General features: G+C 75.0%; 9 protein-coding genes. 6 read left to right on the forward strand and 3 right to left on the reverse strand.

Translation table 11 applies throughout. The annotated features are described in order from the left end of the window. Nucleotides 1–33: 33 nt before the first annotated feature. Nucleotides 34–729 carry a bifunctional DNA primase/polymerase gene (locus tag AB0D08_RS09440; protein ID WP_033821705.1) on the reverse strand — a complete coding sequence of 232 codons (696 nt, stop codon included), beginning with the start codon at nt 727–729 and terminating at the stop codon, nt 34–36. Between the two features lie 318 nt (nt 730–1,047). On the opposite strand from AB0D08_RS09440, the gene AB0D08_RS09445 reads away from it, so the two are divergent. Continuing rightward, the gene (locus AB0D08_RS09445; protein ID WP_033821704.1) at nt 1,048–2,424 is read left to right on the forward strand and encodes a hypothetical protein; all 1,377 of its coding nucleotides are present in this window, start codon (nt 1,048–1,050) and stop codon (nt 2,422–2,424) included. Between the two features lie 265 nt (nt 2,425–2,689). Then, complete coding sequence (locus tag AB0D08_RS09450; protein ID WP_359887286.1) at nt 2,690–3,910, forward strand: hypothetical protein; 1,221 nt, start codon at nt 2,690–2,692, stop codon at nt 3,908–3,910. A 110-nt stretch (nt 3,911–4,020) separates the two neighbouring features. Here AB0D08_RS09450 and AB0D08_RS09455 read toward each other — a convergent pair whose 3' ends face one another. Further along, nucleotides 4,021–5,352 (reverse strand): ABC transporter substrate-binding protein, encoded by a 1,332-nt coding sequence (locus tag AB0D08_RS09455; RefSeq protein WP_082526698.1) that lies wholly within the window; start codon nt 5,350–5,352, stop codon nt 4,021–4,023. Nucleotides 5,353–5,601: 249 nt separating this feature from the next. Between AB0D08_RS09455 and AB0D08_RS09460 the strand changes: the two genes are divergently transcribed. The 3 genes from AB0D08_RS09460 (at nt 5,602) to lysA (ending at nt 8,701) form a co-directional block, all read left to right on the forward strand. Then, nucleotides 5,602–6,048: a hypothetical protein gene (locus AB0D08_RS09460; protein ID WP_033821703.1), complete on the forward strand. Its 447-nt coding sequence runs from the start codon at nt 5,602–5,604 to the stop codon at nt 6,046–6,048. Between the two features lie 173 nt (nt 6,049–6,221). Further along, nucleotides 6,222–7,088, forward strand: a complete 867-nt coding sequence (purU, locus tag AB0D08_RS09465; RefSeq protein WP_033821702.1) for a formyltetrahydrofolate deformylase — start codon at nt 6,222–6,224, stop codon at nt 7,086–7,088. Between the two features lie 332 nt (nt 7,089–7,420). Then, nucleotides 7,421–8,701 carry a diaminopimelate decarboxylase gene (gene lysA, locus AB0D08_RS09470; protein ID WP_359887289.1) on the forward strand — a complete coding sequence of 427 codons (1,281 nt, stop codon included), beginning with the start codon at nt 7,421–7,423 and terminating at the stop codon, nt 8,699–8,701. A gap of 61 nt (nt 8,702–8,762) precedes the next feature. On the opposite strand, the gene AB0D08_RS09475 is transcribed toward lysA, so the two are convergent. Continuing rightward, the gene (locus AB0D08_RS09475) at nt 8,763–10,196 is read right to left on the reverse strand and encodes a sigma factor (protein ID WP_359887291.1); all 1,434 of its coding nucleotides are present in this window, start codon (nt 10,194–10,196) and stop codon (nt 8,763–8,765) included. 534 nt (nt 10,197–10,730) lie between these two features. On the opposite strand from AB0D08_RS09475, the gene AB0D08_RS09480 reads away from it, so the two are divergent. After that, on the forward strand, nt 10,731–11,294 hold the full coding sequence (locus AB0D08_RS09480) for an ATP-binding protein (protein WP_051812944.1): 564 nt from the start codon (nt 10,731–10,733) through the stop codon (nt 11,292–11,294). Nucleotides 11,295–11,727: the final 433 nt, after the last annotated feature.

Raw genomic sequence — 11,727 nt, forward strand, 5'->3', positions numbered from 1 at the left:
GGCCGTCAGGGGCGGGCCGGGCCGGGCCGGCCGTCAGCGCACCGCCGCGGCGCGCTGCTGCCCGGCCTGCCGGGACGCCGGGGCCTCCCGCCCGCACGCGTACGCCAGCGGGTTGATCAGCTCGGCGGCGTCGGGCAGCCAGCGGTTCAGCGCGGACGGCGGCCGGGCCCACTGGGCGAAGCTGTACGGACCGATCCGGGACGGCGGCGCGACGATCCAGTCCCCGTCGCCGCGGGCGGTCAGATCGAGCCGCCCCGACCCCCAGCCGAGCTGGCGGAGCATCTCCGGGAGCTTGGCCTGCACCCCGGGCAGCACCAGGAAGTGCAGCCGGCGCCCGGCCTGCCCCGGCGAGGCCGGCACCGCCACCACCGGACCGAGCTGCAGCCCCATCCGCTCCATCCGGGCCAGCGCCAGGCAGCCCGCCACCTCCGGCACGTCCAGCACGTCGAACGCGCGGCCGGTCGGCAGCAGGATCGAGGCCGTCGGGTTCTCGGTCCACCAGCGGCGCACCACCCCGGGACCGGCGCTCGCCCGGCGCTGCCAGTCCTCGCCGGCCGGGTGCGCGCCGGGGAGCTCGCACCGTTCGCCGCACGAGCACCGGGCCGGGCCGTCACCGTCGATCAGCCACGTCCCCGGGACGACCTCCCAGTGGCGGTCCTCGGCGTAACTGACGGCTTCGATGAGGAGCGGGGGCAGGCCCTGCTCGGGGGCTCCTGGGGTGTCTTCCACGTGCTGCTCAACTACCGGCGGTTGGCAGGGTTACGGGCGCACGGGGGGCGGTCGGCGCGGTACCGGAGATGTCACCCGTACCGGTGAGCCGGGCGATTTCCGGCCACCCCGGGCGGTCCTCGTAACGGGCGCAGGAGGGGCGCACTGGTGCATTCACCAGGGCGCAGGGGGAGTGGATCCGTCACCGTGGGTATTGCGCTGGTGTCGCCGTACCCGGGCAGGGCCCATGCCGCTGCCGGGCGGCGCATCGGCAAGGTAGCACCAGAGTCGTACGTCCTCCGGCCCGCGGCCGGGGTGGCGCAGGGGAGGCGAAGCCCAATGGCCGCGAGACCACTCGTCGCACGAGAGCCCAACGAGCGGCTGCAGCAGCTCATCCAGGAGGCGGGCTGCTCCAACGCGGGCCTCGCCCGCCGGGTGAACCTGTGCGGCGCCGAGCACGGACTCGACCTGCGCTACGACAAGACCTCGGTCGCCCGCTGGCTGCGCGGCCAGCAGCCGCGCGGCCAGGCGCCGGCGGTGATCGCCGAGGCGCTCGGCCGCAAACTCGGCCGCGGCGTGACGGTCGAGGAGATCGGCATGGCCGACGGCAAGAACCTCAGCTCCGCCGTGGGCCTGCAGTTCGCCGCCAACCTGCCGGCCGCCCTCGAGCAGGTCTGCGAGCTGTGGCGCAGCGACGTCGGCCGGCGGGACTTCCTGGCCGGGGCCGCGGTCGCCGCCTCGGCGCTGGTCGAGCCCAGCCGGGACTGGCTGATCACCCCGCCCGACCCGGTGGTGGCCAGGACCGGCGGCACCCGGGTGGGGCTGGCCGACGTGGCCGCGATCCGGGCGACCACCCAGATGCTGGTCGACCTGGACCACCGGTTCGGCAGCGGCCACGTGCGCCCGGTGGTGGTGCACTACCTCAACAGCGTGGTCTCCGGCTTCCTCGGCGGCGCCTACCGGGAGGAGACCGGCCGTCAGCTCTTCGGCGCGGTCGCCCGGCTGACCGAGCTGGCCGGCTACATGGCGGTCGACACCGCCCAGCCGGGCCTCGCCCAGCGGTACTACATCCAGGCGCTGCGGCTGGCCCAGGCCGCCGACGACCGCGGCTACGGCGGGTACGTGCTGGCGGCCTCGATGAGCCACCTCGCCGCCACCCTCGGCAACCCGCGCGAGATCGCCCAACTCGCCCGCGCCGCCCAGGAGGGCGCCCGCTCGGTGGCCACCCCGACCGCGATGGCGATGTTCTACGCCGCCGAGGCGCGCGGCCACGCGCTGCTCGGCGACACCGCGGCCTGCGAGGCGGTGGCGGCCAAGGCGCTGTCCGCGATGGAGCGGCGCAACCCCGAGGACGACCCGGACTGGATCGCGCACTTCGACGAGGCCTACCTGGCGGACGAGCTGGCGCACTGTCACCGCGACCTCCAGCAGGGCGAGAAGGCCGAGCACTACGCCCGTACGGCGCTCGAACTGCACCCCGCGCACCGGGTGCGCCGGCGCGCCGTCGACCTGGTGCTGCTGGCCACCGCCCAGCTCCAGCAGCGGGACCTGGAGCGGGCCTGCCAGACCGGGGCGGAGGCGGTCCGGCTGCTGAGCGGCCTGCGTTCCAACCGGGGCGTGGAGTACCTGGACGACTTCCGCAGCCGGCTGGAGCCGTACCGGGCGCACCGGGCGGTCCGGGAGTTCCACGCCAGGACGGAGGGCGAGGCGGCCTGAGGACGGGGCCCGGGGGTCGGCGGCCGGGCGGTTGCGGGTGCGCCGGCCGCCGGCTCCGGCCCGGTTCGTCCACGGCCGGGCCCGGTCGGCGGCGGCGGCGCCGGGCGGGCGGACCGGGCAGGTGCACGGGAACGCCTGCCCGCGTAGTCACCGGTTGCGGTGAACCGGTAGCGTGGCCCAGAAGTTGTGGTCCGCCGTCAGCGAGCGCGCGGAGGAACCGAGAGGCCCGGGCCGACCCAGGGCCGTGCACAGGTGAGGAACCGCGTTGAGCCAGCGCCGCTCGTACTCCAGCTCGAACGATTTCAACATGGACGACCTGTTCCGGCCGGAGCCGGCCGGGCAGCCCGGGGACCCGCAGGGCGGGCAGCCCCAGCAGCAGGCCGTCCCGCCCCAGCAGCAGGCGCCCGGCGGCGCCCCCGAGTACTGGGGCGCACCGCCGCAGCCCGGCCAGCAGGGCGGCCCGCAGGCCGGTCCGGCGGCCGGGGCCGCGCCCGAGACCCAGCACCTGCCGCCGTACCCGGCCGGCGAGCCCAGCATCGGCGGTGGACTGCCGATGCAGCAGCAGGGCCTCCAGGGCGGCCAGGGCGGCTACGGCGCCCCGCAGGCGTACCCGGCCGCGCCGCCCCAGCAGCCGGGGTACGGCGCCCAGCCGTCCTACGGCGGCCAGCAGGGCTTCGGCGGTGCCCAGGGCGCCGTCCCGCCGCCCGCCGCCCCGCAGACCTTCGGCGGCCAGACCTTCGGTGGCCAGCAGGGCTTCGGCAGTCAGCAGACCTTCGGCGGCCACGAGCCGGGCGCGCAGACCTACGGCGGCCAGCAGACGGGCGGCTACCAGCCGGTCGGCGCCGCGCCGGCCGGCGGCGGCAAGCGCCCCTCGCAGAAGCTGGTGATCGGCGGTGTGGTGGCCGGCTGTGCGGCGGCCGGCATCCTGGTCGCGGTGCTGATGAGCGGCGGCGGTGAGGACAAGACGCCCGGGACGCCGGTCGCCAAGCCGGTCACCAGCAACTCGGCCGGCGCCGGCCCGGCGGCGGTCACCCCGGAGATGCAGGCCCAGGCCAAGGCCATGTCCGACCTGCTCGGCAAGGCCAGCTCCAGCCGCCAGGCGGTGATCGGTGCGGTCAGCTCGGTGCAGAAGTGCGACAAGCTGCCGGACGCGCAGACCAGCCTGACCGCGGCGGCCGCCCAGCGCGACCAGCTGGTCTCCGACCTGGCCGCCCTGAAGGTCGACAAGCTGCCGAGCGGCCCGCAGCTGGTGGAGCAGCTGCAGAAGGCCTGGACGGCCTCGTCCACGGCCGACAAGGAGTACGCGGCCTGGGCGGGCGACTCCATCGCCGCCTGCGACCCCGCCAAGCAGGCGGAGAACCAGCACGCCAAGAACGGCAACGCGGCCAGCGGGACGGCCACCACCGCGAAGACCCAGGCCTCCGACCTGTGGAACGCCATCGCCACCCAGACCAGCCTGCCGACCCGGGAGAAGGGCGACCTGTAGTCCCCCCGGTCCCGCGAGGCGTCCGAGTCACGGCACGACCCGAAGGGGCGGCCCGGCCACCGCGGCCGGACCGCCCCTTCGGGGTTCTGCGCGAGGCGTCGTGCCGGGCGTCACGCGGGCGGCTTGCCGCCCGCCAGCACCCAGCGGACGTCCACGAAGCCCTGGCGCTGCTCGACCAGCCGGCCGCCCTGGACCTGCTGGAAGGTGACCGAGGTGTTCACCAGCCGCGGCGAGTCGGCGCTCGGGAGCATGTTGGTCAGGCCCCAGCTGAGCGGCGGGGTGGCGCCGCCGGTGTCGATCGGTTCGCCGCTGTCGAGCACGTTGGCCAGCGCGCGGGCGGTCAGCGGCTTGCTCCGGTCGGCCCGGGCGGCGGCCTGGCGGAAGACCTCGTACGCGACCCAGGTGGTCTGCACCCCGGGGTCGGAGACGTCGATCATGGCGTCGCCGGTGCCGTAGCCGTGGGCGGTGGCCCGCAGCGCGTCCCAGACCGGGGAGGCCTCGGCCGGGTACCAGCCGGTCGCGTAGGCGCCGTGCAGCGGGCCGGAGTCGCCGCCGGTGGAGTCCACCACGGACTGCTGGAAGCTGCCGATCACCGAGGCCAGCTGGGTGTGCTTGGGGGCGAGCCGGCGGTACGGGTCGAGCAGGTTGGAGGTGGGCTCGGAGCCGAGCGCGCTGATCACGCAGTTGCCCGGGCGGTCGTCGCCGATCGCCCGGCGGGCGTAGTCGGTGTAGTTGTTGGACTTCTCCGGCGCGGGCACGTCGGTCAGCTTCACGTTGGCGGGCTTCAGCGCGCCGCTGAGGTAGTTGACCAGGGTGTCGCCGGCCCGGGTGTCGGGACGGATCAGCGCGACCGTCTTGCAGCCCGCCTCGACCAGCTGGCGGCCGCTGCCCGCGACCAGCGCCGGGCTGCCGCCGGCCACCGGGTAGGAGAGCGGGCTGGTGAACTCGGGCGAGGAGAGCCCGTAGCCGCCCAGGTACGGGATCCCGGCCCGCTCCAGCGCGGGCATGAAGTCGCTGCCGTACTGGCTGTAGGAGCCGATCACGGCCACCACGTGGGCGTCGATCGCCTGCTGGGCGCAGGCGGCGGCGCCGTCGGCGGTGTTCTGCTCGTTGCAGGTGAGGACCCGCAGCTTGCGGCCGTCGAGGCCGCCCTTGGCGTTGAGCTCGCGGCCGATCGCCTCGGCCAGCGCGGTCATGCCGGGCCGGTCGGTGGAGCCGGTGCCGGACGGCGCCCAGGTCATCACGGTCGGCTCGGAGTGGCCGGCGGTGGCGGCGGCGTCCGCCGGTCCGCCGCAGGCGGAGGTCGCCAGCAGCGCGGGCAGCAGCGTCGCGGTCGCGGCCAGCACGCCGGCCGTACGGCGGCGCCGGGCGCCCGCCGGTGCGGTGGCGGCCCTCCGGTGGGCGGTCGGATGTGGGCGGTCGGCCGATGCGGTCCGCGTCATGTCGGTGTGCCCTTCCCGGGGTTCTTGGCCTCCGTACGCCGGTGTGGCCTGGACCAGCCTTGTCCGGGGCGGGCAAGCGGAGGGGGCCTGGAAAAGAACGCCGGGTCAACGCGGGTGGAACAGCGAGGGGTGACGCGTGTAGAAGTCATGACAGGTGGGAACGTACGATCGATTCTCATGTCCGACAGCATGGATTCTCGGTATCGGTCCACCCGACCCTCTTCTCGAACGGGGCACCGGTCGAGCACGATGGGCGGCATGCCCTTGAACGACCTGCCCTGGTGGCGCTGGCGAGCCCGGCTGCGGTCGGCCCTGCACATGCTGTCCGACCCCGCCTTCCAGCAGGAGACCTGGCTGGCCGGCCGGCCGGGGTACGGCGACGTCACCGACGCCGTCTACCGCCTGGTCGAGGACACCTGGCTGGACCGCTGGCCCGCCGGGAAGTACGTCGGCACCGTCCTGCGGGACCAGACCGAGGCCGCCCTGGTGGACGCCGCCGTCCTGCCGGTGCTGCGGATCCTGCACGAGGTAGGCGCTGACGCGCCCGCCGCCGCCTACCTCGCCCACCCCGGCTGGCCCGAGGCGGTCGCCGCGGCCCGGGCCGCCCACGCCCACCTGGCGTCCGCCGACGGGGAGGACCCCGACACCGCGCCGCGCTCGCTCGAGGTGCTGCGGATCCTCACCCGGGCCGCGTAGGGCGGCGCCGGGCCGCGTACGGCCGCGGCCCGGCCGGATCTCGCGGTGCGGGCGGTGGCGGCGGGCGTCCGTCGATCTGTGACACGCTTGACCGTCCGCCGCCCGGACGGTCAGGCCGTGCCCGAACCGGTCCGGACCCGTCCTCGCACCGAAGAACCAGGGGAACCGCAACCGTGGAAGAGCAGTCCGCCCCCGTCCAGTACGTCCTCACGCTGTCCTGCCCGGACAAGCAGGGGATCGTCCACGCGGTCTCCAGCTACCTGTTCATGACCGGCTGCAACATCATCGACAGCCAGCAGTTCGGGGACGGCGACAGCGGGCTGTTCTTCATGCGGGTGCACTTCGCGGCCGAGCAGCCGGTCAGCCCCGAGAAGCTGCGGGCCAGCTTCGCCGCGATCGGCGCCTCGTTCCGGATGGACTGGCAGATCCACCCGACCGCCGAGCGGATGCGGGTGGTGCTGATGGTGTCGAAGTTCGGCCACTGCCTGAACGACCTGCTGTTCCGCACCCGGATCGGCGCACTGCCGGTGGAGATCGCGGCCGTGGTCTCCAACCACACCGACTTCCGCGAGCTCACCGAGTCCTACGGCATCCCGTTCCACCACCTGCCGGTCACCAAGGAGACCAAGGCCGAGGCCGAGCAGCAGCTGCTCGACCTGGTCGCCGACCAGCGGGTCGACCTGGTGGTGCTGGCCCGGTACATGCAGGTGCTGTCCGACCGGCTGTGCAAGGAGCTCTCCGGCCGGGTGATCAACATCCACCACTCCTTCCTGCCGAGCTTCAAGGGCGCCAAGCCGTACCACCAGGCGCACGCCCGGGGCGTGAAGCTGATCGGCGCCACTGCGCACTACGTCACCGCCGACCTGGACGAGGGCCCGATCATCGAGCAGGAGGTGGCGCGGGTGACCCACGACGTCACCCCGGACCAGCTGGTCGCCCTCGGCCGCGACGTCGAGTGCCAGGCGCTGGCGCGCGCGGTCAAGTGGCACAGCGAACGCCGGGTACTGCTGAACGGCGCCCGCACCGTCGTCTTCGCCTGACCCCGTCCGCCTTCACCCGAGCCGCAGGATTTCTTTTTCCGCGGTCCGCGGGACGTTGTTCGTGCGCGCGGCCGAGCGGTATTCCGGAAGTGCTCCGCCCGGATACCCGGGCCGCCGAAGAATCCCCCTCCGGCGGCTCCTGCCGGCGTCAACTCCGGTTTCCCGCCGGTCCGTCGGCGGAGGTAACGTGGCCGCCGCCGAACGGGGGAAAGCGCCGCGCCACGGGGGTGCCGCCGGTCCCCGTCCATCGAGCCGGAATTCGGCGAGCCACCGAATTCGACGGCGGCGGTGCGCTCGGTCCAGTTGACGATCCGTGCGGAGGACTGCCTGCCATGACGACCTCACCAGCGACCCCGGACGGCGAATTCCCCGGCGGCCTCGACGGCCCCCGGATCGCCCGGATCGCCGAGGAGTTCGGCACCCCGGTCTGGCTGTACGGGGCCGCGCCGATCCGCGCGCAGATCGAGCGGCTGCGGCAGTTCGACGTGATCCGGTTCGCGCAGAAGGCCTGCTCCAACATCCACATCCTGCGGCTGATGCGCGAACAGGGCGTCCTGGTGGACTCGGTGTCGGCCGGCGAGGTCGAACGCGCGCTCGCCGCCGGGTACCTGCCCGGCGGACCGGACGACCCGATCGTCTTCACCGCGGACCTGCTGGACCGCCCGACCCTCGACCGGGTGGTCGAGCTGGGCATCCCGGTCAACGCGGGCTCCCCGCAGATGCTGGAACAGCTCGGCCGGGCCAACCCGGGCCACCCGGTCTGGATCCGGATCAACCCGGGCTTCGGGCACGGCCACAGCCGCAAGACCAACACCGGCGGCGAGCAGAGCAAGCACGGCATCTGGCACGAGCACCTGGCCGACAGCCTCGACCTGCTCGACCGCCACCGGCTGGACCTGGTCGGCTTCCACATGCACATCGGCTCCGGGGTGGACTACGGCCACCTGGAGGCGGTCTGCGAGACCATGGTCAAGCAGGTCAGGCTCAGCGGACGCGACGTCCGCGCGATCTCGGCCGGCGGCGGCCTGTCCGTCCCGTACGCCGCCGGGCAGCCCGAGGTCGACACCGACCGGTACTTCCGGCTCTGGGACTCCGCGCGCGCCGAGATCGCCGCCGAACTCGGCCACCCGGTGCGGCTGGAGATCGAGCCCGGCCGCTTCCTGGTGGCCGGCGCAGGGCTGCTCGCGGCCGAGGTGCGGGCCCACAAGCCGGTCGGCAGCAACCACTTCGTGCTGGTCGACGCCGGCTTCAACGACCTGATGCGGCCCGCCATGTACGGCAGCAGCCACCGCGCCTCGGTGCTGGCCCCCGACGGCGAGGTCCGCCGCGCCGACCTGCGGGACACCGTGCTGGCCGGCCCGCTGTGCGAGTCCGGCGACGTGTTCACCCAGGCCGCGGGCGGGGACGTGGAACCGGTCCCGCTGCCCCGCGCGGACATCGGCGACCTGGTGGTCTTCCACGACACCGGCGCGTACGGCGCCAGCATGTCCTCGCTCTACAACTCGCGGCCGCTGGCGCCGGAGGTGCTGGTGGACGGCGGCCGGGCCAGGCTGATCCGACGCCGCCAGTCGGTCGCCGAACTGCTGGCGGCGGAGACCGGCCTGCCGGAGTAGGCGCCGCGGCGGGCCGGTGGCGCGGTCCGGTCCGGGCCTGTTCCGGGCGTCGGCCGGCCGCTCAGGGCCGGGAGAGCAGGGGCACCGCGTGCAGGACCTCCCGGATCGCCGCCAGGTCGCCGTGCCGGCCGACCGGGAGCAGGTCCGGGTCGCGGTGGGCGGCGGCGAGGTAGCAGAACTCCAGGCCGTCCAGCACCATCTCGGCGACCGGCGGCCCGCCGTCGTCCTGCAGCCCGTCGAGCGGGATCCGCCACTCGCCGGCCGCCGGTCCGTCGATCACCAGCCGCAGCAGCCGGCGATCACCGGCCGGCCGGTCCGGACCGCGCAGGGCGGCCAGCAGGTACGGCAGCATCCGGGCGGCCAGGTCGACCAGCAGCCGCAGGTGCTGCGGCGCGGGCGGGGCGTACGGATAGTCGACCGCCCGGGCGAGGTCGTCCCCGTGGACCCAGCACTCGAACGCCCGGTCCAGGAAGGCGTCGGACAGCGGCAGCACGGCCGAACCGTAGTCGACCGGGGCCGTGCCGTCCGCACCGAGACCGGCCGCGCGGAGCAGCTCGTGACTCTGCCGCCGCCACATCCCGCGCACCTCGGCGGGCGCGCTGCCGCGCCGCGCCTCGATCAGGCTCCGGGTCCGGCCGAGGACGTCGTCGGGCCGGCCCTGCTCGGGTACCCGGGGCGGTCCCGCCGGCCGCGGCCCGGGCGGCGTCGGTGTCCGGACCGGGTCGGGCAGGCCGAGGGCGGGCGTCAGATAGCCGTCCACGGCGGCCAGATGGCAGACCACCTCCGCGGGCCGCCAGCGCTGCACCCCGCCGTGCCAGGGCAGTTCGGCCACCTCCTGCCACTCGCCGGGGCCGAGGTCCCGCAGCAGGGCGTCCAGCTTGGCCGTCTCGGCCGCGTACGGCGCCGCCCACGGCGGGACGGGACAGCGGGCGGGCCGCTGCGCCAGGCACCAGTCCAGCACCTGGCGGCGCAGCGCTTCGTCGGGCCCGAGCGAGTCGTCGGGATCGGGCGCGCCGTCCGGGGCCGGAGTGCCGGGGTCCGGGGCGCCGAGGTCCGATTCGCCGAGGGAGCCGAGGCAGTCGAGGGAGCCGGGACGGCCGGACGCGGCCGGGGCGTGCGGGTGCGTCGGGGCGGGCAGCGGCCGCGGGAGGGCGGCCACCAGTTCGCGCACCCGGACGGCGGTGGCGCGGGCCGCGGCCGCCCGGCCGTCGTCCTGGCGGGCCGCCAGCAGTTCGGCGGCCCGGTGCCGGGTGAGCCTGGCCAGCCGGTCGCGCAGCGGGCCGTGGGCCGGGTCGAGGCACTCCGGCGCCCGCCAGACCCCGGCGAACACCTCGCGGGTCAGCTGCTCGGCGTCGTCCTGGTCGTCCAGCAGCCGCCAGGCGAGGCCGTGCACCAGCGGCGCGTGGTGGTCGTAGAGCTCGCCGAGTGCGGACTCCTCGCCGCGCAGCAGCCGCCGGGGGACCTGCGCGTCCCGGTGGGCGGTGCGATCGGACATGGCCCCTGCCCCCTCCGTGCTCCGGGCGGCCTACTCAACGGTAGCCCGTCCGGGCCGGGGCGGGGTGCATTCGTACGAAGAAGGAAAAACCAGGTTCTGGATCGTGGGACGCTCGGTCCGTCCTCCGGGAGGGGGGCGTTCGACCGGATGCGGACAGATGTGGGAAGGGTTGTTCGCTCGTGGCTACCCGGAGGTTGCCCCCGCGTGGCGGTACCGTCGTATCGCTCGCGCCGTAGTGCGCAGGAGGGTGTGGCGCGGGTGGACGATCAGCGGTGCGATGCTCGCCAGGGTGAGCGGGACAGTATGCACCGAGCCGTCCCCCGATCGCTGGAATATGCCTGAAGCGCTTGCTGCGGGCGAGCTGCGGAATCATCCTGAGGCGTATTCGTGCCGAAGCCATGGGCAGCCCGGCAGGCATTCCCGGGGTGCGCGGCCGGCCGGACCGGCGTGACCAGGGCCTCGGCCCCGCCCGGTCCGGGCAGCAGGGAGAACGGCCGACGACCGGGCCGAATACCGAGTGCGGGTGGTGGAGCGGTGCAGGTATTTCAGGTGCAGCTGGCGGTGCAGGCGGACCCGTCGGAGGTCGGCCGGGCCAGGCGCTGGGTGCGGGCCCGGCTGAAGGGCCACGGGCTCGACCCGGATGCGCCGGTCGCCGAGACGCTGGTGCTGGTGGTCTCCGAGCTGGTCACCAACGCGGTGGTGCACACCGGCTGTCCGGCGGTGCTGCGGCTGTCCATGCCGCTGCCCGGCCGCTCGTGTCCGATCGGCTCGGGCGCCGACGGCGACCGCGACCCGCTCGTGCCGGTCCGGGTGGAGGTGGCCGACGCCAGCGTGGTCGCCCCGGCACCCCGGCACGCGGGCGGCGACGCCACCAACGGGCGCGGACTGGAGCTGGTCGAGCTGCTCTGCGACCGCTGGGGCTGGTACCCGGACGGCTCCGGCAAGCGGGTCTGGTGCGAGATCGACCCCAAGGTCCCCGAGCACCTGCCGGCCGTCCAGACGCCCGTGGAGCAGCCGTTGGTGGACCAGGTGCCGGGAGCCCACCCGCCGCTGCGTGCCGCCGACCCGGCCGCCGCCTCCCGGGCGTACGCGCTCTGACGCGCGGTCCGCGCTCCCGTACCCCCGCGGCTCCGGGCTCCCGCCCACGCCGTTCTCACGCTGTCCGCACTCCCGCGCCCCGGCTCCTGCCGACCTCGCCCCCGCTCCTGCCGGTCCGCGCACACCGCGTGGTGCGCCGTCGCGCCGTCCGCGCGCCGGGCCGCCATCGCCTCTGACGTCCCGTCCGCCCCGTCCGCCCCTGGGGCGCGTCCGGAGGCCGCTCGTCCGCCGCCGTGCGCCACCCGATGCCAAATGCGCCGCAACCATTCCGAATTTCGGACAACCCATTGACGTGACGTATCCGACTGATCACTCTTGGGTGCAGCTCTCCGTTGCGAGGGGACGTCGAGGCGACTCCGGGCCGGTGCGGGGCACAGGGGGACATCCGCTGCCTGCCGCCCGGGACCACCACCTCGACGAGTGCAGAGGGCCG

It is taken from the genome of Kitasatospora sp. NPDC048540 (assembly GCF_040651175.1).
GTDB lineage: Bacteria > Actinomycetota > Actinomycetes > Streptomycetales > Streptomycetaceae > Kitasatospora.